22 protein-coding genes are annotated in these 26,150 nt (G+C 57.3%); 15 read left to right on the top strand and 7 right to left on the bottom strand.

The window, feature by feature from the left end; translation table 11 throughout:
* Positions 1-118 precede the first annotated feature (118 nt).
* Entirely contained in the window at positions 119-3,988 is a 3,870-nt protein-coding gene (locus CFN46_RS17805) for a DNA translocase FtsK 4TM domain-containing protein (RefSeq protein ID WP_303395868.1), read from the bottom strand.
* Positions 3,989-4,158: 170 nt separating this feature from the next.
* Here CFN46_RS17805 and aat point away from each other — a divergent pair, with 170 nt between their 5' ends.
* From aat to infA, 3 genes are all read left to right on the top strand, one after another.
* Complete coding sequence (gene aat / locus CFN46_RS04225) at positions 4,159-4,872, top strand: leucyl/phenylalanyl-tRNA--protein transferase (RefSeq protein ID WP_088742794.1); 714 nt, start codon at positions 4,159-4,161, stop codon at positions 4,870-4,872.
* Positions 4,873-4,989: 117 nt separating this feature from the next.
* Positions 4,990-5,790 (top strand): arginyltransferase, encoded by an 801-nt coding sequence (locus tag CFN46_RS04220; protein WP_024953360.1) that lies wholly within the window; start codon positions 4,990-4,992, stop codon positions 5,788-5,790.
* A gap of 320 nt (positions 5,791-6,110) precedes the next feature.
* Positions 6,111-6,329, top strand: a complete 219-nt coding sequence (gene infA, locus CFN46_RS04215) for a translation initiation factor IF-1 (protein ID WP_024953359.1) — start codon at positions 6,111-6,113, stop codon at positions 6,327-6,329.
* A gap of 505 nt (positions 6,330-6,834) precedes the next feature.
* Here infA and clpA read toward each other — a convergent pair.
* From clpA to icd, 3 genes are all read right to left on the bottom strand, one after another.
* Positions 6,835-9,099, bottom strand: a complete 2,265-nt coding sequence (gene clpA, locus CFN46_RS04210) for an ATP-dependent Clp protease ATP-binding subunit ClpA (protein ID WP_024953358.1) — start codon at positions 9,097-9,099, stop codon at positions 6,835-6,837.
* Between the two features lie 33 nt (positions 9,100-9,132).
* Positions 9,133-9,480, bottom strand: coding sequence for an ATP-dependent Clp protease adapter ClpS (gene clpS, locus CFN46_RS04205; protein ID WP_339379010.1), 348 nt, complete (start codon positions 9,478-9,480; stop codon positions 9,133-9,135).
* Positions 9,481-9,868: 388 nt separating this feature from the next.
* Positions 9,869-11,131, bottom strand: coding sequence for an NADP-dependent isocitrate dehydrogenase (icd, locus tag CFN46_RS04200; protein ID WP_024951213.1), 1,263 nt, complete (start codon positions 11,129-11,131; stop codon positions 9,869-9,871).
* Between the two features lie 100 nt (positions 11,132-11,231).
* Here icd and CFN46_RS04195 point away from each other — a divergent pair, with 100 nt between their 5' ends.
* The 10 genes from CFN46_RS04195 (at position 11,232) to CFN46_RS04150 (ending at position 21,440) form a co-directional block, all read left to right on the top strand.
* Positions 11,232-11,948: a pseudouridine synthase gene (locus CFN46_RS04195; protein WP_088742793.1), complete on the top strand. Its 717-nt coding sequence runs from the start codon at positions 11,232-11,234 to the stop codon at positions 11,946-11,948.
* A complete protein-coding gene (locus tag CFN46_RS04190) occupies positions 11,948-12,397 on the top strand; it encodes an NUDIX domain-containing protein (protein ID WP_024951211.1) in 450 nt (149 codons plus the stop codon). The genes CFN46_RS04195 and CFN46_RS04190 overlap by 1 nt, the downstream gene beginning before the upstream one ends.
* A 224-nt stretch (positions 12,398-12,621) precedes the next feature.
* Entirely contained in the window at positions 12,622-13,791 is a 1,170-nt protein-coding gene (gene mnmA, locus CFN46_RS04185; RefSeq protein WP_088742792.1) for a tRNA 2-thiouridine(34) synthase MnmA, read from the top strand.
* Positions 13,788-14,423, top strand: coding sequence for a high frequency lysogenization protein HflD (gene hflD, locus CFN46_RS04180; RefSeq protein WP_024951209.1), 636 nt, complete (start codon positions 13,788-13,790; stop codon positions 14,421-14,423). The genes mnmA and hflD overlap by 4 nt, the downstream gene beginning before the upstream one ends.
* A gap of 132 nt (positions 14,424-14,555) precedes the next feature.
* On the top strand, positions 14,556-15,923 hold the full coding sequence (purB, locus tag CFN46_RS04175) for an adenylosuccinate lyase (RefSeq protein WP_024951208.1): 1,368 nt from the start codon (positions 14,556-14,558) through the stop codon (positions 15,921-15,923).
* A gap of 261 nt (positions 15,924-16,184) precedes the next feature.
* The gene (locus tag CFN46_RS04170) at positions 16,185-17,420 is read left to right on the top strand and encodes a cupin domain-containing protein (protein ID WP_024951207.1); all 1,236 of its coding nucleotides are present in this window, start codon (positions 16,185-16,187) and stop codon (positions 17,418-17,420) included.
* A 5-nt stretch (positions 17,421-17,425) separates the two neighbouring features.
* On the top strand, positions 17,426-17,857 hold the full coding sequence (locus CFN46_RS04165) for a GNAT family N-acetyltransferase (RefSeq protein ID WP_024951206.1): 432 nt from the start codon (positions 17,426-17,428) through the stop codon (positions 17,855-17,857).
* Between the two features lie 341 nt (positions 17,858-18,198).
* Positions 18,199-18,963, top strand: coding sequence for a hypothetical protein (locus CFN46_RS04160; RefSeq protein ID WP_088742791.1), 765 nt, complete (start codon positions 18,199-18,201; stop codon positions 18,961-18,963).
* Between the two features lie 279 nt (positions 18,964-19,242).
* The gene (aceA, locus tag CFN46_RS04155) at positions 19,243-20,553 is read left to right on the top strand and encodes an isocitrate lyase (protein ID WP_024951204.1); all 1,311 of its coding nucleotides are present in this window, start codon (positions 19,243-19,245) and stop codon (positions 20,551-20,553) included.
* A 389-nt stretch (positions 20,554-20,942) separates the two neighbouring features.
* Positions 20,943-21,440 (top strand): glycine zipper 2TM domain-containing protein, encoded by a 498-nt coding sequence (locus CFN46_RS04150; protein ID WP_088742790.1) that lies wholly within the window; start codon positions 20,943-20,945, stop codon positions 21,438-21,440.
* A gap of 53 nt (positions 21,441-21,493) precedes the next feature.
* Here CFN46_RS04150 and CFN46_RS17420 read toward each other — a convergent pair whose 3' ends face one another.
* Positions 21,494-22,402: a hypothetical protein gene (locus CFN46_RS17420; protein WP_141103627.1), complete on the bottom strand. Its 909-nt coding sequence runs from the start codon at positions 22,400-22,402 to the stop codon at positions 21,494-21,496.
* 250 nt (positions 22,403-22,652) lie between these two features.
* On the opposite strand from CFN46_RS17420, the gene CFN46_RS04145 reads away from it, so the two are divergent.
* Positions 22,653-23,834 (top strand): lipid A deacylase LpxR family protein, encoded by a 1,182-nt coding sequence (locus tag CFN46_RS04145; RefSeq protein WP_217897778.1) that lies wholly within the window; start codon positions 22,653-22,655, stop codon positions 23,832-23,834.
* Positions 23,835-23,965: 131 nt separating this feature from the next.
* Here the strand turns inward: CFN46_RS04145 and CFN46_RS04140 are convergent, their stop codons facing one another.
* Complete coding sequence (locus tag CFN46_RS04140) at positions 23,966-24,250, bottom strand: hypothetical protein (RefSeq protein WP_024951201.1); 285 nt, start codon at positions 24,248-24,250, stop codon at positions 23,966-23,968.
* Between the two features lie 526 nt (positions 24,251-24,776).
* Here CFN46_RS04140 and CFN46_RS04135 point away from each other — a divergent pair.
* On the top strand, positions 24,777-25,259 hold the full coding sequence (locus CFN46_RS04135; protein WP_024951200.1) for a peptidylprolyl isomerase: 483 nt from the start codon (positions 24,777-24,779) through the stop codon (positions 25,257-25,259).
* A 148-nt stretch (positions 25,260-25,407) separates the two neighbouring features.
* Here CFN46_RS04135 and CFN46_RS04130 read toward each other — a convergent pair whose 3' ends face one another.
* A complete protein-coding gene (locus CFN46_RS04130) occupies positions 25,408-26,121 on the bottom strand; it encodes a DUF3047 domain-containing protein (protein WP_024951199.1) in 714 nt (237 codons plus the stop codon).
* Between the last annotated feature and the right edge of the window lie 29 nt (positions 26,122-26,150).

Here is a 26,150-nt window from a genome sequence, read left to right as displayed (position 1 = left end):
TCTTGGCTATTCGGGTGGGTCACGCCAGTCGTTCACAAGATGCCCTTGAACGACTGGCGTGATATCTGGAGGCTTTGACAGGGGCGGAGGCAAAAAGCTCCCCACCCCGAGATGCCCCTCAACCGTTGGCGTTGGGCGCAATCACTTCGCGCGAGCCATTGGTGCCCATCGAGGACACCACACCGGCCATTTCCATCGCTTCGACCAGACGCGCAGCGCGGTTGTAGCCGATCTTGAAGCGTCGCTGTACGGCCGAGATGGAGGCACGACGTGATTCGATCACATAGGCCACCGCCTCGTCATAGATGGCGTCCTGTTCGGCATCGCTATCTTCACCTTCGGCTTCAAGCCCTGCCAGTGCGTCGGCCTGCACGCCACCGGTGAGGATTTCCTCGATGTATTCCGGCGAACCACGACGCTTCCAGTCATCGACCACGCGGTGAACCTCGTCATCATCAACGAAGGCACCGTGGATACGGGTCGGAATACCGGCGCCCGCAGGCAGGTACAGCATGTCACCATGCCCCAGCAGGTGCTCGGCACCGCCCTGATCGAGGATGGTGCGTGAGTCGATACGCGAGGACACCTGGAAAGCCATACGCGTCGGAATGTTCGCCTTGATCAAGCCCGTCACCACGTCCACCGAGGGACGCTGGGTGGCGAGAATCAGGTGAATACCGGCAGCACGCGCCTTCTGTGCCAAGCGAGCGATCAGCTCCTCGACCTTCTTGCCGACGATCATGAACATGTCGGCAAACTCGTCGATCACCACCACGATGTAGGGCAGCTTCTTCAGCACGGGCGGATGCTGATGCATCTCCCAGGGCTGCGGCTCCCACAGTGGATCAGCAATCTGCGCACCATGAGCCTCGGCTTCATCAATCTTGGCATTGAAGCCTGCCAGATTACGCACGCCCATGGCCGCCATCAGCTTGTAGCGACGCTCCATCTCGGCGACACACCAGCGCAGTGCGTTGGCGGCCTCCTTCATGTCGGTGACCACCGGCGCCAACAGATGCGGAATGCCATCGTAGACCGACAATTCCAACATCTTCGGATCGACCATGATCATGCGTACTTCTTCCGGCGTCGCCTTGAGCAACATCGAGATCAGCATCGAGTTGATACCGACCGACTTGCCCGAACCGGTAGTCCCGGCGACCAGCAGGTGCGGCATCTTGCCGAGGTTGGCGACGACAGGCTTGCCGCCGATGTCCTGACCCAGCGCCAGCGTGACCGGCGATTCCGCCAACTGATAGGCATCGGAATCAAACACTTCACGCAGACGGATCATGGCGCGGTTGGGATTGGGAATCTCGATCCCGACCGTCGGACGGCCCGGAATGACTTCCACCACACGCACGCTCTTGACCAGCAACGAACGCGCCAGATCCTTGGCGAGGTTGGAAATCTTCGATGCCTTCACACCCGCAGCAGGCCGAATCTCGAAGCGCGTGATGACCGGCCCCGGCCAGATATCAGCGACTTCAGCCTTGACGCCATACTCACGCAGACGCGTCTCGAGCAGCTCGGCCATGTCGGCCAGCTCCTGCTCGGTGTAGTTGGGCTTCTGCTCATCCGGCGGTGTCAGCAGGCTCAACGGCGGCAGATCCCCTTCGGGCTCTTCCTCGTGGTCCATGCCATCGCTACGCTGGCTTTGCAGATGTTCTACCGTCCAGAGCGTCGGGCCGCTGGGATCAACCGCGGCTGCCTGAGCATCCGCAGCGGTCGCGAGACGACCCGCCGAAGGGTCCATGCCCGCTTCATCACCTGCATGTGCCCATGCTGGGGGCACAGCTGGCGCCTCAGGGCTAGTCGGCTGCACTGGTGCGGGCTCTGACACCGACTCGGGGGCTGCTACCGGAGCAGCTGGACGTGATTCACTAACCGACACTTGATTAGCCAGCGCCGGATCAGTCGATGCTTGACCAGCGGGCGGCGCCTTACCAGCGGGAGCCTCAAAGGCATCATCCCAGGATACGGCCGCCTTGCGCACCGAAGTGCCGGTCGCTGGGGTGCCAGCCGCAGCAATGCCTGATGCCACCACACCGGCACCTGCCGCAATACCAGCCGCTGCCGTACCGAATGAAGCACTCGCAGTGGACAGCGGTGCATCATCCTCATCCTTGGGCTCTGGCGGCTGATTGCTGCTGTCTTCGGAAATTTCGGGGCGATGCAAACGCGAGCGCAAGGTTGCCGCCGATTCAGCCGCCTCACTTGACTCAGACCTCGTCGGTGCAGAGCTAGTCGGTGCAGAGCTAGTCGCCATCGGTGCAGCAGGCACGGCATTCGAGGAAGCAGCAGGTGCCCTCTCTGTCTGAGGCGCTTGCTCTGTCGGAGGTGCTTTCTCTGCCTGAGGTGCTGTCATGGCCTCATGTGCGACGACCGTTTCCTGGCGAGCCGACGGCGCAAAGGCGGATGCCGCATCCCATTCTTTCGGGGCGTCAGTGGCCCCCGACTCAACAGCAGGCTGAGTCGCCGTCGACACCGATGCTTCAGCCGTTGTCGCATGCCGCTGACGCTCGGCCTCGATAGCCGCACCTTCCGGCAAACGCGAGCGAGTCACATCAGCACGCGCGGTACGCGGCGCTGCCGCCATCTCAGAGGCGACGGCAGTCTTGAGCGCTGCCGCCAGATCAACCCCTTCAATGCTCACGTTCGCGCTTTGCACAGTCATGCGTTCGGTATAAGCGGCGCCCGGCACCTTGGCTGACGGCGTTGTCTCAGCAGTCTGCCAGGGAATGTTCGTACTGCGGTCGGTGGCGAAGTCGTCATCACGCGCGGTGATAGCCGGTGCTTCTTCTTCGCCAAGCGAAGGTTCGACGCGACGCGTGCCACGCGACTCTGCAGCGATACTCGCGTCACCCTGCCTGGTACCGAAGAGAATTTCGTCGTTATCTTCATCCCACTCGCCATTATTGTCATGGCGACGGCCAGGTATCAGACGCTGCCACCAACTCAGTGCCGGGGCATCGCTCCCATCCTGCGTCTCATCACTTTCTTCATGGCTCAGACTTTCTTCGGCATAGGCTGCTTCGTCATCGCTGTCATCACGATGGCTGTTGAAGCGTTCGTTGAACCAGGCAATCAGGCGTGTACAGCCATTGCCCAGCTCATCCATGACAGTCAGCCACGACATGCCAGTAAACAGCGTGAAGCCGAACAGGAAGCTGGCCAGCGAGACCAGCACAGTACCGCCCATCCCAATCAACAATGTCAGGGCACCCGCGATACCTTTGCCCAGAATGCCACCGGCGCCGTTGGTCAGCTGGCTATCAGGGCTGTAGAACTGGATATCACCGATGACGCAGGTCGCCATGATCAGCAGGAACAGCCCGCCGGCACGCACCGCAAGAGCTGTCGGGTCCCACACCAGTTCAGTGCTGGGTTGGCGCATCAGACGCCAGGCACCAAAGCCCAGCATTGCCGGCCACCACAGCGCACTGCCGCCAAAGAGTGCATACAGCACGTCAGATAGCCAGGCACCAATGCTGCCCATCCAGTTGCTGAGCGTGACTTCAGGTCCGCTATACGACCACCCGGGATCTGTCGGTGCATAGCTGAACAGCGCCAATAGCATGAAGACGCACAGGCTAAGCATGACAATGACCGCCCCTTCACGACCAACGCCCTGTAGCGTGGTTGTCAGGCGTGACGGCGGGCGAGCTGCCACTTCCGCGCGACGTTCAGCACGAATCTCCTGGCGCTCGGCACGTTCAGCCTGTCGGTCAGCACGGCGCTGAGCTGCGGCACTGTCTTTAAGACCGGTCTCCTTGCCCACCTCCTTGCTGGTAGGCTTGCCTGACACCTTAGGTGTCTTGCGAGCCGGGCTCGCCTTGGCAGCCGGTGCGCCGCGCAGACGCGCGAAGAAACCCGGCGAGTCCGCTTTCTGGCGGGCACGCTTTCTCGGTGTTGCTGCCGCTCTGCGGCTACGGGCCTCAGGCTTTGCCTGGTCCCGACTTGTCTTTCTGGCACTCTTGGCAGTCAAGTCGCCATCCCCCTTGCACCTTGTGGGCGATTTTCCATGTACCTTCAGCCGGTTATCATAACCATTCGATGGCAGTGACGTCACAATTGCCGATTCACGTCTGCTCATGACACAAAGGCGTCATGGGTTCGTTGCTCCGTGCATGTTCACGAACCGACAAGAGATTGCCGATGCTGCCCTGGCTCCCCCCTGCTCCCGTCCGCTTCCCGCACGCTTCCTCAGCCTTGAACGAGCCTGATGGCTTGCTGTGTGCTGGTGGTGATCTCAGTCCCGAGTGGCTGCTGGCCGCCTACCCACGCGGCATCTTCCCGTGGTTTAGTCCGGGTGACCCTATTCTGTGGTGGTCACCGGACCCACGCATGGTGCTGATTCCCAGCGAAATACGCGTGCGTCGCAGTCTGTCCAAGCGCCTGCGCAATGCTGGCATGCACTTCAGTATGGACCGCGACTTTACCGGCGTGATCAATGCCTGCGCCAGCATTCCTCGCGATGGCCAGGCTGGCACGTGGATATTGCCAGAAATGCGTGAGGCCTACATCGCCCTGCATGATATGGGACACGCCCATAGCGTCGAAGTCTGGCAGGACGATGTCCTGGTGGGCGGCCTGTACGGAGTCGCCTGTGGTCGCGTGTTCTTTGGCGAATCGATGTTCTCGCGATTACCAGACGCCTCCAAACTAGCGCTGGTGATCCTGTGTCGTGAACTCGAGGCGCGTGATTTTCAATTGATCGACTGCCAAATGCATACCTCGCACCTGGAAAGTCTTGGCGCCTGCAGCATCGCCCGCAACGACTTCATCAGCTATCTTGACCAGTATGCCATTGGCCAAGGGCGTGAAGGCAAGTGGTCACTGACGTGTAGCCCCCCAAAAGACGGCTCATGAGGCTCACATGGTCACGTTATCGAGACGAAAACTCCCAGGGGAGTCTAACGGCACCCCTCTATATGAGGAGAGGCATTCTAACAGTCTCGGTAATTCAGCGAGGGAGACGAGGCAAAGGTGAGCAGTAATACCCCTAAACAACCACAACGCGATCTGCGCTTCTTCCTGACCGTGCCACATGCCTGCAGCTACCTTGAAGGGCGGCAGGCGACGACACTGTTTCTCGATCCTCAGGAAGCACCGCATTCCGGCGTCTATGATGCACTTGCCCTGCTTGGCTTTCGCCGCAGCGGCTCTCATCTCTATCGCCCTCACTGCGGTGATTGTCGTGCCTGCGTTTCGGTACGCGTGCCAATTGGCGACTTTACCGCCGGTCGTACCCAGAAAAAACTGATGAAGCGCAATGCTGATCTCATCATTGAGGAAGGTCCTGCGCTTTTCGATCCGGAGCATTATCGGCTTTACGCGCATTACATTCGCAGCCGCCATGCCGACGGCGACATGTTTCCGCCCAGCCACGAGCAGTACCGCACTTTCCTGACCTCGCGGGATGAGTACGCTCGCCTAGTCAGCTTTCGCCTTGATGGCCGTCTGGTGGCAGTCGCCGCGATGGATCGCATGAGCCATGGCCTCTCGGCCATCTATACGTTCTATGATCCTGATGAAGCATTTCAGCACCGTTCGCTAGGCACCTATGCCGTGCTCTGGCAGATAGAACAGGCACACCGTGAAGGCCTGGCACATCTTTATCTGGGTTACTGGATACGTGATTGCCGCAAGATGAACTACAAACAGCATTTTCAGCCACTTGAATATCTCGATGGCAGCCACTGGCGGCGGCACATCCCGACAGGTCTCAGCGACGGCAATCTGCCGTTGAGTCTCGTCAAACCGCATGATTCTCACAGTATTGAATAACTCGCCTAACAGCGATGAACCTCGCGTTTCCGCTGACTCCTCCTGCCTCGCCAAATACCCACCTGGTTAGTGATTCACACCTGTCGCCAAGCTTCGCTTGCGAGGCACAAGAGGCAGGTGCCGTGCGCTGGATACATTTTTATCTTTCTCTCAAGCTGCCCACAAGCGCTCAAGGAGCGTACAATCGCGCTTCGACTTTGCCTTGCTGCCGTCCTTACGGCACAATATCGCGTATCGAAGTCCCGAATCCGGCGTTTTTTGTGCTTACACGGCTCGGAACAACCTGCTTTATTCCCAGCATCAGATGAGGATCAGCCTATATGGCGCGTGAAGATCATATTGAAATGGAAGGCGTCATCGTCGACACCCTTCCGAACACCACTTTCCGGGTCGAACTGGAAAACGGTCACATCGTGACTGCCCACATCTCCGGCAAAATGCGCAAGAACTACATCCGCATTCTGACCGGCGACAAGGTCAAGGTTGAGCTAACTCCATACGACCTGTCCAAGGGCCGTATCGTCTACCGTTCGCGCTAAGCACGGTCAGACTGCCCCGCCGGTGCCATGAAAACGATCGATATGCGAGTACTTGACCCGCAAACGCTCAACATGAAACCGGCAGGCTAAACCGGTCGTCCCTGGCATTTCAGGTGTATGTGTCATCCCCGCCTGATCCCTCCGCCCGGACCCGGACCATCGAGATCGCATGACGTGCCATTCAATGTCATGAGTATGACTATCTCGATGTGATACGCCTCAGCATTCCGGTGATGCCGCTTTCCCAAAGGATGAGTTCGAGTCCGAACGCCAGCCATGGCCTTCGCTCCCATCCCTATGGTGCAAGCGGCTCATCCCTTGGGATGCCCCGCATTTATTATATTCTCGATACTGCTTCTCCCAGCAGTAGCTTTCGTGTGGATACGATTTGTCATTCGGCATCGTACGAGGATGACGCGCACAAAAAAGCGGCCAGTGCCGAAGCACTGACCGCCTATTATCGCTCTTCAGACATTGCTGCCTTCAGGGAAAGCAGCTCTGCCTATCAAGCCATCTCAGCCTCGGTTTCCAGATGCAGCTCACCGTTATCGACGGTGACATGCACGATACCGCCAGACTCTGACAGATCGCCAAACAGGATCATCTCAGCCAGCGGCTTCTTGAGTTTCTCCTGAATGACGCGCGCCATCGGACGAGCCCCCATTGCCGGGTCGTACCCCAGCGTTGCCAGCAGATCACGTGCTTCATCATCAACATCCAACTGGACACGCTTCTCATCGAGCTGCGCCTGTAGTTCGACCAGGAACTTGTCGACCACATTGCGCACGACGGAGAGATCCAGCGAACCGAACTGGATGATGCTGTCCAGACGATTGCGGAACTCCGGCGAGAAGGTCTTGCGAATGACTTCCATCGCATCAGTGGAATGATCCTGATGCTTGAAGCCAATCGAGCGACGCGCGACCTGCTCGGCACCTGCGTTGGAAGTCATCACCAGGATGACGTTGCGGAAGTCCGCCTCACGTCCGTTGTTGTCGGTCAGACGGCCGTGGTCCATGACCTGCAACAGCAGATTGAAGACTTCAGGGTGCGCCTTCTCGATTTCATCCAGCAACAGCACACAATGTGGCTGCTTGGTGATGGCTTCAGTCAGCAGCCCCCCCTGGTCATAGCCGACATACCCCGGCGGCGCCCCGATCAGGCGAGACACGGTATGACGCTCCATGTACTCGGACATGTCGAAGCGTACCAGCTCGATACCCATCAACGCGGCCAGCTGCTTGGCGACCTCCGTCTTGCCGACGCCTGTCGGGCCAGCAAACAGGAAGCTGCCCACTGGCTTGTCAGGTGCCTTCAGACCAGCACGCGACAGCTTGATGGCCGCAGACAACCCGGTAATGGCATCGTCCTGCCCGAACACCAGCATCTTGAGGTCACGCTCGATGTTGGAGAGCAGCTTCTTGTCGGAGCTGGACACTGTCTTCGGCGGAATGCGCGCAATGGATGCGACGATCGCCTCGACCTGTTCGACGTCGATAGTATCCACGCGAATGGCTTCAGGCAGCAGACGCTGATGCGCACCGGCCTCATCGATCACGTCAATCGCCTTGTCCGGCAGCTGACGGTCGTTGATGTAACGGTCTGCCAGACGCACGGCGGTCTCAAGCGACGCATCGGTGTACTTGATGGCGTGATGCTCTTCGAAGCGACTACGCAGTCCCTTGAGAATCTGGATGGTGTCCTCAACCGAGGGCTCCATCACATCGACTTTCTGGAAGCGACGCGCCAAGGCGCGGTCTTTTTCAAAGATGCCACGGAATTCCTGGAACGTGGTGGAACCGATACAGCGCAACTCACCGGAAGACAGCAGTGGTTTGAGCAGGTTGGAAGCATCCATCACGCCACCAGAAGCGGCACCCGCTCCGATCACGGTATGAATCTCATCGATGAACAGAATCGAGTTCGGTTCTTTGCGCAATTCGGCCAGCAGGGCCTTGAGACGCTTCTCGAAGTCACCGCGATACTTGGTGCCAGCGAGCAGTGCACCAAGGTCCAAGGAATACACCACGGCTTCCTTGATGACGTCTGGCACATCGTCTTCGACGATACGCTTGGCCAGACCTTCCGCGATGGCGGTCTTGCCGACACCAGCCTCACCGACCAGCAGCGGATTGTTCTTGCGGCGACGCACCAGAATCTGCACCACACGCTCAAGTTCACTGTCCCGCCCGATCAGCGGATCAATCTTGCCGAGGCGCGCTTGCTCATTGAGGTTGGTGGCGTAGTTGGTCAGCGGATTGTTGCCGCCTTCACTACTGGCCTCTTCACTCTCTTCGCTCTCGATGGAGGCTTGAGGCGCTTGAGTGTGGCCTGCCACCTTGGAGATGCCGTGGGCGATGTAGTTGACCGCATCTACACGGGCTACATTCTGCTGCTTGAGGAAGTAGACCGCCTGGCTTTCCTGCTCGGAGAAGATGGCGACCAGCACATTGGCACCGGTCACTTCACTCTTGCCAGAAGACTGCACGTGGAATACGGCACGCTGAAGCACGCGCTGGAAGCCCAGCGTCGGTTGTGTCTCGCGGTCTTCCTGTTCTTCCGGAATCAGCGGCGTGGTTGAATTGATGAAGTCCTGGAGATCGACTCGCAGCTTGTCCAGATTGGCACCACAGGCGCGCAGGACATCAGAAGCCGAGGCATTGTCGAGCAGTGCCAGCAGGAGGTGTTCCACGGTCATGAATTCGTGGCGCTTGGAACGTGCCACGGTGAAGGCCGTGTTCAGGGTCAGTTCAAGTTCTTTGCTCAACATGGCAAGTCCCCTCTAGGCCGCGTCTTGGTCGGATTACTCCGCCCGGTCGATGTCGCACAGCAGCGGATGCTGGCACTCTCGAGCATATTGATTCACTTGGTGGCATTTCGTTTCCGCGATGTCGCGACTGAAGATGCCACAGGTTCCTTTACCCTGATGATGGACAGCGAGCATGATCTGAACTGCTTGCTCCTGATCCTTGTTGAAAAAGGCGGTCAGCACCTCCACGACGAAATCCATTGGCGTGAAGTCATCATTGTGCAGAACAACCTTGTACATGGGCGGTGGTGCCAGTTCGGGTTCAGCAGTGGCGAACGCCAGATCGCCATCTTGATCTTCCTGATGCGTCGGCTCTTGAGCCAACGGAACCTGATTCCTGATCAGCAGCGCCTCCCGTGAGGGAGGTCTGCCGCGTGATGTCTCTATCTTGAACATAAGGGGCTGATCCGGTGAACACAAGCAGTGGCGAAGCAGATTGCCTCAACGCGCCGCAACAGGAGCAATCTCCTGCCGCCACACATTGGTGTTGGTGTGATAAAGAAAAGATGAGGGCATCTCGGGCATGTTGCAAGCGTTGCTCACGGATACCGCCTCATATAAGCCGATTGATGTGCATCTGACCAAGCATCTGACTGTTTGTCGCAGGCATTGATATCGAGAAAGCTGCCCCAGACGCAAGAAGGCCCCCGGACATGTCCGGGGGCCTTCTGCTGAAACTTTTGCATACGCCTGATGCTGAAAATTCAGCATTTCAGACTAACGCAGAGTTTCAGGCATCCATGTTGTCAGCAACAGCCTGACCGAACTCGGAGCACTTCAGCAGCTTGGCATCGTCCATCAGGCGATGGAAGTCATAGGTGACTTCGCCCTTGGCGATAGCCTTCTCGACGCCTTTCAGCACGAGATCAGCCGCTTCAACCCAACCCATGTGACGCAGCATCATCTCGGCAGAGAGGATGAGCGAGCCCGGGTTGACCTTGTCCTGACCGGCATACTTCGGTGCAGTACCGTGAGTTGCCTCGAACATGGCCACGTTATCGGACAGGTTTGCACCCGGCGCGATACCGATACCACCCACTTCCGCCGCCAGAGCGTCGGAGAGGTAATCACCGTTCAGGTTCAGGGTGGCGATGACATCGTATTCTGCCGGACGCAGCAGAATCTGCTGCAGCATGGCATCAGCGATGACGTCTTTAACCACGATGTCCTTGCCGGTATTCGGGTTCTTGAAGCTCATCCACGGGCCGCCGTCGAGCAGCTCGCCGCCAAATTCTTCCTTGACGACTTCGTAGCCCCAGTCCTTGAAGGCACCTTCGGTGAACTTCATGATGTTGCCCTTGTGCACCAGGGTCAGCGACGCGCGGTCGTTGTCGATGGTGTACTGGACAGCCTGGCGAACCAGACGCTTGGTACCTTCCTGAGACACCGGCTTGACACCGATACCGCAGTTCTCCGGGAAGCGGATGTTGGTGACACCCATCTCTTCACGCAGGAACTTGATGACCTTATCGGCCTCCGCAGACCCTGCCTTCCACTCAATACCGGCATAGATGTCTTCGGAGTTTTCGCGGAAGATGACCATGTCGACATCAGCCGGCTTCTTCACCGGGCTCGGCACACCTGTGAACCAGCGCACTGGGCGCAGGCAGGTGTACAGATCAAGTTTCTGACGCAGTGCGACGTTCAGAGAGCGAATACCGCCGCCCACTGGTGTCGTCAGAGGGCCCTTGATGGAAACGACATAATCCTTGACAGCCTCGAGAGTCTCTTCCGGCAGCCAGGTATCCGCATCATAAACGTGAGTCGCTTTTTCACCGGCGTAGACTTCCATCCAGTGAATCTTGCGCTCACCGCCATAAGCCTTGTCAACGGCGGAGTCGATGGCAATCTTCATTGCCGGAGTCACGTCCACACCGATACCATCGCCTTCGATGAACGGGATGACCGGATTACTCGGAACGTTGAGGGTATTGTCGGAATTGACGGTAATCTTCTGGCCGCCTTCCGGAACGACAATCTTCTGGAACCCCATTGATAACTCCCCTGTCATGGATTCAGTGGAGGCGCGAGTATAGCACCCGTGCCGCTTCTCACAGTAGGCTTATACGGCAGCCGCGACAAAAGTCTAAACCATGTCTCTCATATATCTGCTACACAAGCCCTACCGCGTTCTAACGCAGTTTACTGACCGCGACAAGCAGCGCCAGACGCTCGCCGACTTCATCGAGGTACCGGACATCTATGCTGCCGGACGCCTCGACTATGATTCGGAGGGATTGCTGCTATTGACCAGTGATGGCGCGCTCTCCCACCAGATTGCCCATCCGAAAAAGAAGCAACCCAAGACCTACTGGGTACAGGTAGAGGGTGCCCCTGATGAGCAGGCGATTGCCCAACTAAGCGCCGGTGTAGAGCTCAAGGATGGCATGACTCGCCCTGCCAAGGTGAAGCATATTGACCCGCCCACGTTGCCAGACAGGCAACCCCCTGTGCGCTTTCGCGCGAGCATTCCGACCCACTGGCTGGAGATCGTGATCAGCGAAGGGCGCAATCGTCAGGTGCGCAGGATGACTGCCCACGTCGGTTTGCCCACGCTGCGACTTATTCGCGCCGCTATCGGACCATGGAAGCTCGATGGCCTGGCGCCGGGCGAATGGCGTAGTGAGGAAGTCGAGCTGCCCGCGGCATCACGTGACGAACGTTCACGTAACGAACGCCCACCTGCTCGCCACAAGGCCGGTGCTGGCAAAGTGAGCTCTGGAAAGACGGGTTCCGCCAAACGTACTGCTGGAAAGCCGCACGCCAATGGCCGCCGCTCAACCACTCCGCCCAAGGGAAGGAAGTCCTGATGACCACTCGTTGGACACCGAATGCCACCGTCGCTTGTGTCGTGGAACGTGCGGGAAGCTACCTGATCGTTGAAGAAGACAAGGGCGGCCCCTACACCCTATTCAATCAGCCTGCCGGCCATATCGAGCCAAACGAGCGCATCATCGACGCCGTGCAGCGTGAGGTTCGCGAGGAAACGGCCTGGCGTGTATTGCTGACCGGCTACCTCGGCCTCTACGTGCATGTCGCGGATGATGGCACGCACTATCACTCCCACAGCTTTGAGGCCGCCGCGCTCGAGTTTCTGTGCACGCCACTGGACCCTGACATCACCAGGACGCACTGGCTGACGCTTGAGGAGATAGAGCAGCTGGAAGCGATGGGCCGCTTGCGCAGCCCGCTGGTGACACGTCGTATTCGCGACAGTCAGCGCGGCAAACGCTTTCCGTTGGATGTCATCCACGACTGACCACCCTCCCCAAAAGCGCGCAAGGCCGAGCGCCAGACACGACTGACCGCACATCAATGCGCCAGTGCTTGGCCATTGCGCAGCAAGGGACACGGTCTGCGGGGTGAATCCCACCCCCGCCTTCAGGTATAATCCCGCCCAATTACGCGACGCCTGCCTCACGCAAGGTCCGCCGCCTCACCTGTTTGTGACAACCCGCGGCCGCGCGGGTGACGAGAGAACTGATGACCGCTGAAACCGGTACCGGAACCAAGGTCATCGTCGGCATGTCCGGCGGTGTCGACTCCTCCGTCTCTGCCCTGTTGTTGATGGAGCAGGGCTACCACGTCGAAGGCCTGTTCATGAAGAACTGGGACGAAGACGACGGTAGCGAATACTGCACCGCCATCGAAGACCTGGCCGATGCTCAAGCTGTCTGCGACAAGCTGGGCATCAAGCTGCATACCGCCAACTTTGCCTCGGAATACTGGGACAACGTCTTCGAGCACTTCCTGGCCGAATACAAGGCGGGCCGCACGCCGAACCCTGACATCCTTTGCAACCGCGAAATCAAGTTCAAGGTCTTCCTTGAATACGCAGAGATGCTGGGTGCCAAGCTGATCGCGACGGGCCACTACGTGCGTGGTGGCGAGCGCGACGGCCGTCCGCGCCTGCTCAAGGGGCTGGATGCCAACAAGGATCAAAGCTACTTCCTGCACGCCGTGCCACAAGCGGCCATCGAACGCACGCTGTTCCCGGTCGGCGAGCTGGAGAAACACGAAGTGCGCACCATCGCCGAGAAGCACGCGCTGATCACCGCGCGCAAGAAGGATTCCACCGGCATCTGCTTCATCGGCGAGCGTCGCTTTGCCGATTTCCTGAAGCAGTACCTGCCCGCCCAGCCCGGCAAGATCGAAACGCCTGACGGTGACGTGATCGGCGAGCACATGGGCCTGATGTACTACACCCTCGGTCAGCGCCAGGGTTTGGGCATCGGCGGTCTCAAGCGCTATCCCGATGCGCCGTGGTTCGTGTGCGCCAAGGACCTTGAGCGCAATGTGCTGATCGCCGTACAAGGCAAGCATCATGACTTGCTCTATACCCAGGCGCTGAGTACCGAAGCCGTCGACTGGGTGGCGGGGGAACCGCCGCAGGCCGACGCCAATGGCGAACTGCGCATCCGCTGCAAGAATCGTTATCGCCAGGAAGATCAAGGCGCGACGCTGATCATCAACGACGGTCAGCATGTCGAAGTGCGCTTTGACGAGCCACAACGCGCCGTGACACCCGGCCAGTCTGCCGTGTTCTATCTCGGTGACATCTGTCTGGGCGGCGGCGTGATCGATGCTGCCTGGAAACTCGTGGCAGAAGCCTCTGTCCCGACCTCCGGCCCCCAGGAGTCCGCCGCGCAATGACCAGCGTGCCGATCCGTCCCGTCAGTGATACCACCACCCGCCAGGCACTTTCGCTGGCCGGTGTCTTTCAGGCTGCTGCACTGGTCGATGAACTGGCGCGTAATGGCCAGTGCGACGAGCGCGCCTGGGAAACGCTCATCAAGGCGACGCTAGACACCAATCCGCCCAGCTTCGAGGCCATTTATGGCGGCCACCATAACCATCTGCGTCTTGGCATCGACACCGTCAGCGCCGTGATGGACCGCCGTCAGGTCTCACCGGTGGTAATGCGCTACGGCTTCTCGCTAGTGATGCTGATGAGCAAGCTCAAGAAGAACCCGGACATGCTCGACGCGCTGGGCACTGGCCTGACGCGCATCCAGGGCCAGGCTGAGCACTTCGGTCCGACGCACGAGAATGTGGTCGCAAGCCTGGGTGAGCTTTATCAGCAGACGCTTTCCACCTTCCGCTATCGGATCGTGGTGCAGGGTGACCCGGGTCTGCTGCAACAGCGCATGATGCCGGAGCGCATCCGCTGTGCGCTGCTGGCTGGCGTGCGCTTTGCCCTACTGTGGGAGCAACAGGGCGGACGCCGCTGGAAGCTGGTCTTCCAACGCAGCGCCCTGAAGAAGTCTCTGCTTCAGCTCGATTGAGCCGGAGGCTGCGCGGTCGCAGCCTCCGGTACTGCCCCGAATTCGCTTCAACAACGCTGGTGCCACTTGCCGGGCACCGAGACACTTGAACTGGCAGCGTCATCGCCCTGCCATCATCGGAAGATCTTCATCATGCAGCTGTCCGCCCTCACCGCCCTGTCTCCTGTCGATGGCCGCTACGGCGCCAAGACCGAGGCCCTGCGCGAGCACTTCAGTGAATTCGGCCTGATCCGTGCTCGTGTCATCGTCGAGGTGCGCTGGCTGCAACGCCTGGCCACCCACGCCGAGATCGCTGAAGTGCCGGCCTTCTCCGCACAAGCCAACGCGGTGCTGGACGCCATCGTCAGTGATTTCAGTGTCGAGGATGCCCAGCGCATCAAAGACATCGAGCGCACTACCAATCACGACGTGAAAGCGGTCGAGTACTTCCTGAAGGAAAAAGTGGCTGACAATGCTGAGCTGAATGCCGTCACCGAATTCATTCACTTCGCCTGCACCAGCGAGGACATCAACAACCTGTCTCACGCGCTGATGCTGCGCGGCGGTCTGGACAACGTGCTGCTGCCGCAGATGCATGAAGTCACCGAGGCCATCGTCAAGCTGGCCCACCAGCACGCCGAACAACCGATGCTGTCACGCACGCACGGCCAGACTGCCAGCCCGACCACTCTCGGCAAGGAAATGGCCAACGTCGCAGCACGTCTGCGTCGTCAGCTGGTCCAGATCGAACGCGTCGAGATGCTCGGCAAGATCAATGGTGCCGTGGGTAACTACAACGCCCACCTCACCACCTATCCGGCCATCGACTGGGCGGCCAATGCTGAAACCTTCGTCGAGAGCCTCGGGCTGACCTTCAACCCGTACACCACCCAGATTGAGCCGCACGACTACATCGCCGAGCTGTTCGATGCCGTATGCCGCTTCAATACCATCCTGATCGATTTCAATCGCGATGTGTGGGGCTACATCTCACTGGGTTACTTCAAGCAGCGCACCGTGGCGGGCGAAATCGGCTCTTCCACCATGCCGCACAAGGTCAACCCGATCGACTTCGAGAACTCCGAAGGCAATCTCGGTATCGCCAACGCCGTACTGGGCCATCTGGCGCAGAAACTGCCAATCTCCCGCTGGCAGCGTGACCTGACCGACTCCACCGTACTGCGCAATCTCGGTACGGGCCTGGCGCAAGGCTTGATCGCCTATCAGTCTGCCCTCAAAGGCATCAGCAAGCTGGAAGCCAATCCGGAGCGTCTGAACGCTGATCTCGACAACAGCTGGGAAGTGCTGGCTGAGCCGATCCAGACTGTCATGCGTCGCTACGGCATCGAGAAGCCCTACGAGAAGCTCAAGGAACTGACCCGTGGAAAGCGCATCGATCAAGCCGGTTTCGCCGCCTTCATCGAAACGCTGGAGCTGCCGGAAGACGTCAAGGCTGAGCTGAAAGCCCTCAGCCCAGCAAGCTACATCGGTAATGCCATCGCCCAGGCCAAGGCGCTGTAAGCCAGCCTGATCGCAGCATGCCAGACGACGCCGGGGCCTGTGCTCCGGCGTCGTGCATTATGCTTTTCGCCATAGCTCCAACACCGAATTCACTACCGCTGCCGTGCCCGCATGGGCAGTGGTGAGATCAAGAATGTGCACATCACGCCGTGTACACGTCTGAATCGCATCGCCGTCTGCCTTCGAGTGGCGGCTTCACCGACGTTATCGTGAGACAAGTGGTCGCCTGACTGGCCGCTGCTCGCGTTCGAGAGGTTCTGCATGAGCACATCCCCCGCCCCCCGCAACACCGACACGCCACTGGCGCTGTTGGGCGGCCTGAGCATCCGTGAATTCCTGCGCGACTACTGGCAGCAGAAGCCGCTGCTGATCCGCGGCGCCTTTGCAGACTTTGAGATGCCGCTGGAAGCCGACGAACTGGCCGGCCTAGCCTGCGAAGACGGTATCGAGGCACGTCTCGTCGAAGAGAATGGCCCTGACAAGGCATGGCAGGTCAGCCACGGCCCCTTCGATGACGCCACCTTTACGCGTCTCGATGCCAAGGCCGACAGCCAGTGGAGCCTGCTGGTACAAGCCGTGGACCACTATGTGCCGGACGTTGCGGCATTGTTCGAGCCGTTCACCTTCCTGCCGCGCTGGCGTCTCGATGACATCATGATCAGCTACGCGCCGACCGGTGGCAGTGTCGGCCCGCACCTCGACAACTACGATGTCTTCCTGCTGCAAGCCCAAGGTCAGCGTCACTGGCAGCTGGGCGGCATGCTGGGAGAAGATGCCGAGATCATCGACGGTATCGACCTGCGCATCCTCAGGCACTTCGAGGTCACGCCGGGCGATGACTGGGTGCTGGAGCCGGGCGACATGCTCTATGTCCCGCCGCGCCTGGCACACCACGGTGTCAGCCAGTCCGATGATTGCATGACCATCTCCGTCGGCTTCCGCGCGCCTTCTGCCGATGAAGTCATCACCTCCTACGCTGACTATCTAGGTGCCAGCCTGCCGGAATCGCTGCGCTATCGCGATGCTGGCATGGCGCCGGTCGCCGATGCTGGCGAGCTGGACGATGCAGCACTGGAGCGTGTGCGTGAGCTGCTGCTCAACACTCTCGACAACCCTGCCCAGCTGGCCCAGTGGTTCGGGCGCTACATGACCCAGCCCAAGTACCTTGAGCAGCTCGCCACGCGTGAACCAGCGCTCAAGCCGAAAGAGCTAGTGGAATATCTGGAAGACGAGGGTGTGCTAGTGCGTACCCTGGGTTCACGCTTCGCCTTCCGCCATGCAGACGACGGCAGCAGCACATTATTCGTTGATGGCGACGGTATTCCAGCCACTCAGGCGCTTGCCGAGACACTTTCCTCCGGTGAGAAGCTCACAGCGGTGTTGCTTGACTACACCACTGCCGACCTTGATCGAGCCGCCGTGGTCAGCCTGCTGACGGCATTGATCAATCGTGGCAGCCTGATACTGGAATGTGACCTGCAGGACGAAGAGGACTGAGTGCCATGAGTGATGCAATGATCAGTCTGGAGCGCGGCGACTGGCAGACCCTGTCCAGTGACGCCAGCGAGATTCGTCGCATCGTCTTCATCGAAGAGCAGCATGTCCCGCAGAGTGAGGAGTGGGACGGCCGCGACGATGATTGCGAACACTTCCTCGTGCGTCTCGAAGGCCGTGCAGTCGGCACTGCACGCCTGCTACCGGATGGCCATGTTGGCCGTGTTGCCGTGCTCTCTGAAGCCCGTGGCTTAGGCCTTGGCCAGCGGCTGATGGAAGCCTGTATCCATACAGCGTGTCAGCTTGGCCATGCCGAGGTTGTGCTCGATGCCCAGACCCACGCACTGGATTTTTATCAACGCCTGGGCTTCACGGCCTTCGGTGACGAGTTTATCGATGCCGGCATACCGCACCGCAGCATGCGCTTGATTCTGAACTGAATTTTAGCGCTGATTAGCAAAAAAACCGACTCCCTTGGGGGTCGGTTTTTTTGTGCCTTCAATAATCTTGTAGTCGAACTACAACGCAGTTCATGACCAAGTCATCATTCCATACTGCCCATGAACACTGGCATCATGGCGATATTGAAGCGAATTAAAACAACCGTTTCACTGTACGTTTTTCAGCAGCGTTGAAACCAGAATAAAACAAACGTTTTAATACGACCAAGGAATGAAAGACAACGGATGATTTCAGGCGGATGCTAGAGGCCAAGAATATTACGCTGCACTGCCGCATAACGTATCGCCTCGTTTGGCGCCGCGCCGTTCAGGAGACTCCCATGTCCAACACAGACTCACGAATGCAGGTCACATCGCTCGTTAGCATGGTTGGGCAGCCCGTAGATGCGGCACTGGCCGAGCAGTGGCAGTGCCCTGAAATACGCGCTCGTGTCATGAAACTGGTGCGGCCGATGCTGGATTTACTACCCCCGCAGTCGCCGGAGCCGATGGCAGCGCAGGCAAAGACAATCTGCCACCTGAGTCGCGACAAGCGCTGGCAGTTACCTGGGACTGACTGGCAGATCACCCAACGTATGCAGGGTTGGCATATGGCACGCCGCTCGGCAGCACAGCCTTCAACAACGCAACGTTCAACAGACATCGAGAAGAATGCAGAACAGCACACAGCACTGACACTCAATGGGCTGTCACATGACGTCGCAGGGATGAGCATCGGCAAACGCCCTCTCCCGCTGGCCTTTTGGACACTGGCCGCCGCGCGGCATCGCGGTGAACGTCATGCAGAACTCGCTATCGAGCAGATCAGCAGCGTGCGGGAAGCTCTGTGCTGGGGAGAGCTGATTGGGCGCCTTCGGGCACCGGATGGCCACCCTCCCCGAGTAGCACTCACCTTGAGTGATTGTGAGGTATCCACACTGGAAGCAAGCCTCTACTTCCTGCTGCCGTGGCTCGATAGCATCACACTAATACCAGCTACAGCGGCCGAAGCAGACTGCCTTGGCATACTCGAAGAACGCTTTCAACTGACTCCAGAGTCTGGAGAGAGAAAAGAGATGCACGACGTCATGTGCCGTTATGCCTGACGTTGAGTAAGGGAGAGAAAGCTCAATTTATAACAATAACTTAGAAATAAAATAACTCAGAAGTACTCAGTATCGATAGAAGTTAGCAAAGACACTACAAGAACAATCAATCGTGACCCGCAGCTATCGGCTGCCCTTGTCAGCAAAGCACCGCGACACCTTTCAAAAGACACAGATTGCAAAAGACACAGATTGCAAAAGACACAGACACGAAACAACAAACAGACACGACAAGCCAGGGGCCACGGCCCTACGACGAAGCCATCAGGAGATGCCATCATGAGTCAATCACGTGCCGATCAGATTGCCGCAATCGAAAAGGACTGGGCCGAGAATCCGCGTTGGAAGGACGTTACTCGCCCTTACTCCGCCGAAGATGTCGTGCGGCTGCGCGGTTCTGTACCTGAAGCTAATACCCTGGCGACTCGCGGTGCCGAAAAACTGTGGAGGCTGGTGAATGGTGATGCCAAGAAAGGCTACGTCAACTGCCTGGGCGCACTGACCGGTGGCCAAGCCATGCAACAGGTCAAGGCAGGTATCGAAGCTATCTACCTTTCCGGTTGGCAGGTTGCCGCTGATAACAACACCAGCGAAGCCATGTACCCCGATCAATCACTGTATCCGGTTGATTCCGTGCCTACTGTGGTCAAGCGCATCAACAACACCTTCCGTCGTGCTGACCAGATTCAGTGGCACAAGGGTGGCAACCCGGGCGATGCAGGCTTCGTCGATTACTTCGCGCCGATCGTGGCTGACGCTGAAGCAGGCTTCGGTGGTGTGCTGAACGGCTACGAGCTGATGACGGCGATGATTAGGGCTGGTGCCTCCGGCGTACATTTCGAAGATCAGCTGGCCTCAGTCAAGAAATGCGGCCACATGGGCGGCAAGGTATTGGTACCGACACAGGAAGCCGTGCAGAAGCTGGTCGCCGCGCGTCTCGCTGCTGACGTCGCCGGTGTGCCGACGCTGGTGATCGCGCGTACCGACGCCAACGCTGCCGACCTGATCACCTCTGACGTGGATGATTACGACAAGCCCTTCCTGACCGGTGAGCGCTCCAACGAAGGCTTCTACCGCGTCAATGCCGGTCTCGATCAGGCCATCTCTCGCGGACTGGCCTACGCCCCGTACTCTGACCTTATCTGGTGTGAAACTGCCAAGCCGGATCTTGAAGAAGCACGTCGATTCGCCGACGCGATCAAAAAGGAATACCCGGACCAGCTGCTGGCCTACAACTGCTCTCCTTCCTTCAACTGGAAGAAGAACCTCGACGACGCCACCATCGCCAAGTTCCAACAGGAACTGTCCGATATGGGCTACAAGTACCAATTCATCACGCTGGCCGGCATTCACAACATGTGGTTCGGCATGTTCGATCTCGCTTATGACTACGCACGTGGCGAAGGCATGAAGCACTATGTCGAGAAAGTGCAAGAAGCTGAATTCGCGGCCGCCGAGAAGGGCTACACCTTCGTGGCGCACCAGCAGGAAGTCGGTACCGGCTACTTCGATGACATGACCAACGTCATTCAGGGCGGCAACTCTTCTGTCACCGCACTGACAGGCTCTACTGAAGAAGATCAGTTTTAAACATCGCTGCACGCCAATGCTCCACAGAAGCCCGCTCACGCGGGCTTTTTCGTGTCAGCGAGATGCTCATTTTCAGTCGCGGCATGCAAGAGCCTAATAGCCGGATATCAGCGAGAATGTGCACACGAGGCAAGCGAGTATTTGCCAGGCAAGGCATGGGTACATGCAGCGCGACGCAGCAACCTCAAGAACGCGTCCTATCAGCGTTTCACAATAGGGAACCCGTCATGGACCGAGTGGTCTATACTGTTAGGAAACAGTGTTCTTGCACTGTCTGACGGTCAATGAATGACGTCAGTCCCGCGCGAGCACTCTGGCTGTCAATGGATGTGCCAGCCCAATACTCTCACCACCATCTCAAGCACATCATTTTTGCGAGGAGACATACCATGACCCTTACGCTTCCCTCACTTCGAAGCTCACGGCGCTGGCTACCCGTCATCGCTATCGGCGTGCTGACGCTGGGCGGCTGCGCCAATAGTGATGTCTATTCCGGCAATGTCTACTCCGGAGATCAGGCTAAACGCGCCCAATCCGTCAGCTACGGCACCATCACTTCGCTGCGCCCGGTACAGATTCAGGCTACCGATGAAGGCAGCGGTGTACTCGGTGGCTTGGGTGGCGCAGTGATCGGCGGCTTGCTTGGTAGCCAGATAGGTGGCGGCTCTGGTCGTACTATCGCGGCTGCAGCCGGCGCCATCGGCGGTAGCGTCGCTGGTAAATCGATCGCCGACAATGTGGATCAAGTCGACGCCTACGAGATCGAAGTCCGCCGTGATGCAGGCGACAGTCTCATCGTTGTTCAAAAGGCCGATACCGCCTTCTCCGTCGGCCAGCGTGTCCGCCTGGTCGGCTACGGCGCCAACCTGAGTGTCGCACCTTATTGAATGAAGTAGTACAGACTGCCATCTCAATCGAGATGGCAGCACTGGATATCACATTATGGCAATAAAGATTCATACTTTTTCGGTAATAAGGAAAGCTCTCCCCATCCTAGATCTTCAATACAAAGACCGAGGCCACTAGCAGTAACCTTCCCAAACATTAGAATAATTCTGCCAGTAGAGTCATCACTTATACCTTTCTCCTCCTGAAAACTACTCTTGAGCTTTAAGCAAAAGTCTACTGACTCTCTTCTTTTTAAATCTCGCGTATACTCGAAATAGGTCATACGGTAGTTATAAGAATGCATACCCATATTTTTAGAGCTTATCACTTTACCATAATATAGCTTTGGGATTTCATCTTCAGAATCAACCACATCAACATTAATTAAAATATCCTGTAGTTGTACAGCATATTGAAAGCCAGGAAGAAAGAAGTATTTTATTAAGTTTTCCTCAAAATTAGTACATATACCACGAATCGTTTTAATTTTACTTGGTAGATTTAAAACCTGACCATTATGTCTTCCAATGGGAACAGCTGATAGAGGACCATTTCTATCTTCCACCGCACTGCCTTCATATTCACCGCTCTCAACATTTAGAGAGTCTGGCTGCTCTTTTAAAAAACTTGAAACTATTACTAATTCTTTATTCTCGATTGCTCTATTTGCTTCTTCCTCAGTATCATATAACTTACCCTGCTTTGGCTTTGAACGAAGATTACAGTCTAATCTCTCTCCTTTTATATGAAAAAAACATGCAGCCCGGCCATTCGAAAAATAGTTTTTCTCAGCTGGAGATTTTGCTAATCTCCCTAAACAACTAGGACACAATATTTTTCCTTTCATGTGAATAGAAAAATCTCTCACCAGAATTTTTTCAGATTTTTCGTGAATAAAATTATTACTAACGCCTGCTAAATCACCATTATAATACAATGCATATTTTATCCTGCTAATCATATCCACCTCTATTATTAATAAAGTAGAGTGACATCTTAAAAATATAAAATGTAATGCGTACGCATATAACAATTATAATCAACCATATCATTACATCTAAAGTATTAAAAACATCGTTTTATAAGCCAATTATTATATATTGGCTTATGTTTTTTAATTAGCCTCCTATGCAAATGCATTTTTTTGTGCAAGGTTATACACCTACGGCTTTACTAGACTCTGTGTACAACTTTCCGCCCTAGGAGTTGCCATGCGTCCCACTGCTGTCTGTGCTTTGCTCTCGTCATCGTCGGTCACCTGCCCTGCTTCGGGTAACGATAGTGCTACTTCATCCGCTGCTGGCGCTTCGTCGTGCTCGCTCCCTCTTGGTTTATCCGCTACCCATGCATTGAGCCCTGTCTCGCAACTGCCTTTCACAACCCGTCAGCTGGTATTGGCGTTGGTGATGTTGGGTGCAGTGGCGCTGGCCCCCATCGTGGAGGCTGCGGATTCCGAGACACATTCCGGCGGCGTGCTGTCATTCAAGTTGGAAAACGACATTCTCTCCAGTGGCGATGACGGGCACTACACCAATGGCTTTGCGCTGAGTTACACCTTCGAGACACCACATCAGCACTGGTCACGCTCACTGGCAGATTGGGTGCCAGGCTTTAGCGCAGCCCGTTTGGATGCCACTGCCTATCGATTTGGTCAGCAGATTTACACGCCGACCAATATCGATCGCAAGCAACCCGATAGTGATGATCGGCCTTATGCGGGCTACCTGTTCGGTGGTGTATCGCTATTTGCAGAAGAGAGTGGGCAGAAAGGAGAAAATAGATGGCGGCGTGTCGACACCTTCAATCTTGATCTAGGCATTGTTGGCCCGGCATCTGGCGCGAAAAGCACTCAGCAAGCTGCCCATAACATCACTGGCAGCGATGACCCTGAGGGGTGGGACCATCAGTTGAATAACGAACCAGTGGTCAATGCCGGCTGGCAGACACAGTTATGGCTACCCGCCCAGATGGGGAGTCTGGAAATGGAGTACGGCCCATCAGCCTCCGCTGCGCTGGGGAATCTATACACCTATGCCGGTGTGGGGGGAGGTATCCGCATTGGTCAGGGGCTATCACGCAGCTATGGCATTCCAACGGTGGCGCCATCCCAGAGTGGCCGCCAGTATTTCGTGCCTGATGGTGATTTCGCCTGGTACCTGTTTGCCAATCTCGAAGGACGTGCCGTAGCACGCAATATGTTGTTGGATGGCAATAGCTTCGAGGACAGTGCGTCGGTAGACCGTCGCCCGCTGGTGGGAGATATACAGCTAGGCTTTGCGCTGAGCTGGCAACGCTGGCAACTGGCCTTCGTCAATGTCTGGCGTACGCATGAATTCGAAACTCAGCGTGAGAGCGATCAGTTCGGCTCGCTGACACTTTCCACCTGGCTCTAGGGCGCGCGGCGTCAGATACAGCACTGAACCGCCACTCCGATACCAGCAAGCCAGAAACGCAACAGGCCGAGCATTTGCCCGGCCTGTTGCGTTTCAGGTGCACACCTTATACAGCGTGCGTCAGCATAAAATCAGTGCATCTTGACCTTGCTCATGCCCCAGCAGATCAGCTTGCCACCAATGACGACAATCAGCGTCAGCATGATCAGCGCCATCAGCATGGAGATAGGATTGACGATGAAGGTAGCGCCCAATACGGCCAGCGCCCCGCCCCAGACGTAACGGTCACCGTTATCGATACTGAGGGCTTCGGGCAGAATACGCTTGACGGTGGCACCTAGCGAGCCGTCCCAGCGGTTCAAGCACAGCATGAAGATCGCAGCGAAGCTCACCAGCCAGATCAATGTCACGGTCATCGAAATTCTCTCCTGAAAATAGGGGTCGCATGGAGCATGTGATTGCCATTCCCCGTCAGTGGCCACGGGGCAGAACATGCGGAGCGAGAGTTGTCATTGACATCTCGCGTCAGAAATCCGCGATGTCCGAGTAGGCAGAGTAACCACACCCCGATGCCCTCGCAAGCCGGCGCGCAAAACCTTCCCACGCGGATAGACACAAGACCCTGATGCGGTAGGCAGATTACCTGCCCAGAAATACCGCATCGTCTGTCGTATCAGTGCATTTCACCTCCACTGACATGCGCCGACTGGATGCTCTGCACCGCGCACAAGAAAAATTCCACGTTCAGGGTTGAAAAGTACGCTTGCGAGCGTCACCTACTATTTCAAGACAAGATATCGTGCGCTGGACCGCCCTCGTGGTGGTGTTATCAGCGGGCCGGAAGCCACGTGATACGCGGGTTTTTTCCGCCATCCCCCCTGACAGTCACCTCAGGGGCACGCTATTATTAACGTTCATATACCTATCGAAAGGCCCCTAACCATGCAAATCGCCCAGAATGCTGTTGTCTCTTTCCACTACACCCTCACCAACAATGAAGGGGAAGTGCTGGACACCTCTGAAGGCCGTGAGCCGCTAGCTTACATCCACGGCGCCGGCAACATCGTTCCGGGCCTCGAGAAAGAACTCGACGGCAAGAAGTCCGGTGACGAGCTGAAAGTCGCTGTGACTCCGGAAGAAGGTTACGGTGAAGTCCAGGAAGCACTGGTCCAGGAAGTGCCGCGTGATGCATTCCAAGGTGTCGAAGACATCGAAGCAGGCATGCAGTTCCAGGCTCAGACCCAGGGCGGCCCGCTGATGGTCACCGTCACCAAGGTTGAAGGCGATACTGTTGTTGTCGATGGCAACCACCCGCTCGCTGGCGAAACCCTGAACTTCGACGTCCAGATCACCGAAGTGCGTGAAGCTTCTTCCGAAGAACTGGAACACGGTCACGTTCACGGTGAAGGCGGCGTGGAGCACTAAGCTCCGCCTCCTCCCTCGCGAGATGACACTGTCGTCTCGCGGGTGCTTCATACAGCGAGTGTGAAGCCTGAACCGAAAGCCCCGCCACTGAGCAATCAGTCGCGGGGCTTTTTTGTGTCTATCTATTTATTCTCAACCGATTGACCGACTAGCCATTGCACTGCGGCGGTGTCGCATCGCTTGAGAGGCTGAGGCCACGAAAATACGCTGTGGCATCCCCCCCTGCATTATCGCCATCTGCCATCAAGGCAAGTCCGGCAATCTCGCTCGGCTTGCTACCAAACAGACGCGAATAGTCAGCACGCAGATCGCGGACCTCTGGCACCCACTGCCCCACCTTGTCTGCCCCCGACTCTACCGCCAGCAAAACGGCGCGGTCAGTAAAGGCATTGTCCCAATGACTGTCCTTGGGCTCGTTGCTGGACCAGACGTAATTGATCGCCTCGACCTGCCACGGCAGGATGCCGGTCTTGTTGACCACGTACAGGCGCGCCGGATAGTCGTCACCATTCTTGGTTTTCTCATCCAGTGCCGGATAGATGCTTTCCACCTGCCAGCACCACTTCAGATAGGGCGTATCATCCAGAGAAATATCTTCTTCAAGAAAGCGTGCCGAGGCCTGGCCTTGAGCCTTGGCTTCCAGAGCAGGAGCCCCGTCACGCTCGACCACACGATACGCGGTATGACCTTCGAAGGTCTTCTCTCCCCACGCCAGAATCTGCGCGGGCGTGTAAACCTTGTCAGCAGCAGTGGCAACAGGGGACAACGACGCAGCCATCAGACCACCAGCGAGCAGCAGAGCAGTCGGCACTGAGCCATGAGACACCGAGATGGCAGAGCTAAGACGAGTAATCAGCGACATGGACAGACTCCGTAAAGACAGCAGGCGAA

The organism is Cobetia sp. QF-1 (genome assembly GCF_002213105.1).
Lineage (GTDB): Bacteria > Pseudomonadota > Gammaproteobacteria > Pseudomonadales > Halomonadaceae > Cobetia > Cobetia crustatorum.
The sequence above is the reverse complement of the archived record's forward strand: the minus strand, read 5'-3'. Positions and strand labels throughout refer to the sequence as shown.

What these genes read in the sequence shown, in the direction of transcription:
- CFN46_RS04140 (WP_024951201.1), bottom strand. Translation starts at nt 24,250, where the DNA reads ATGACCGTGACATTGATCTGGCTGGTGAGCTTCGCTGCGATCTTCATG.
- CFN46_RS04150 (WP_088742790.1), top strand. Translation starts at nt 20,943, where the DNA reads ATGACCCTTACGCTTCCCTCACTTCGAAGCTCACGGCGCTGGCTACCC.
- purB (WP_024951208.1), top strand. Translation starts at nt 14,556, where the DNA reads ATGCAGCTGTCCGCCCTCACCGCCCTGTCTCCTGTCGATGGCCGCTAC.
- CFN46_RS04145 (WP_217897778.1), top strand. Translation starts at nt 22,653, where the DNA reads ATGCGTCCCACTGCTGTCTGTGCTTTGCTCTCGTCATCGTCGGTCACC.
- CFN46_RS04195 (WP_088742793.1), top strand. Translation starts at nt 11,232, where the DNA reads ATGTCTCTCATATATCTGCTACACAAGCCCTACCGCGTTCTAACGCAG.
- CFN46_RS04135 (WP_024951200.1), top strand. Translation starts at nt 24,777, where the DNA reads ATGCAAATCGCCCAGAATGCTGTTGTCTCTTTCCACTACACCCTCACC.
- clpA (WP_024953358.1), bottom strand. Translation starts at nt 9,099, where the DNA reads ATGTTGAGCAAAGAACTTGAACTGACCCTGAACACGGCCTTCACCGTG.
- infA (WP_024953359.1), top strand. Translation starts at nt 6,111, where the DNA reads ATGGCGCGTGAAGATCATATTGAAATGGAAGGCGTCATCGTCGACACC.
- CFN46_RS04190 (WP_024951211.1), top strand. Translation starts at nt 11,948, where the DNA reads ATGACCACTCGTTGGACACCGAATGCCACCGTCGCTTGTGTCGTGGAA.
- CFN46_RS17420 (WP_141103627.1), bottom strand. Translation starts at nt 22,402, where the DNA reads ATGATTAGCAGGATAAAATATGCATTGTATTATAATGGTGATTTAGCA.
- CFN46_RS04160 (WP_088742791.1), top strand. Translation starts at nt 18,199, where the DNA reads ATGTCCAACACAGACTCACGAATGCAGGTCACATCGCTCGTTAGCATG.
- icd (WP_024951213.1), bottom strand. Translation starts at nt 11,131, where the DNA reads ATGGGGTTCCAGAAGATTGTCGTTCCGGAAGGCGGCCAGAAGATTACC.
- mnmA (WP_088742792.1), top strand. Translation starts at nt 12,622, where the DNA reads ATGACCGCTGAAACCGGTACCGGAACCAAGGTCATCGTCGGCATGTCC.
- CFN46_RS04170 (WP_024951207.1), top strand. Translation starts at nt 16,185, where the DNA reads ATGAGCACATCCCCCGCCCCCCGCAACACCGACACGCCACTGGCGCTG.
- hflD (WP_024951209.1), top strand. Translation starts at nt 13,788, where the DNA reads ATGACCAGCGTGCCGATCCGTCCCGTCAGTGATACCACCACCCGCCAG.
- CFN46_RS04130 (WP_024951199.1), bottom strand. Translation starts at nt 26,121, where the DNA reads ATGTCGCTGATTACTCGTCTTAGCTCTGCCATCTCGGTGTCTCATGGC.
- CFN46_RS04165 (WP_024951206.1), top strand. Translation starts at nt 17,426, where the DNA reads ATGAGTGATGCAATGATCAGTCTGGAGCGCGGCGACTGGCAGACCCTG.
- aceA (WP_024951204.1), top strand. Translation starts at nt 19,243, where the DNA reads ATGAGTCAATCACGTGCCGATCAGATTGCCGCAATCGAAAAGGACTGG.
- aat (WP_088742794.1), top strand. Translation starts at nt 4,159, where the DNA reads ATGCTGCCCTGGCTCCCCCCTGCTCCCGTCCGCTTCCCGCACGCTTCC.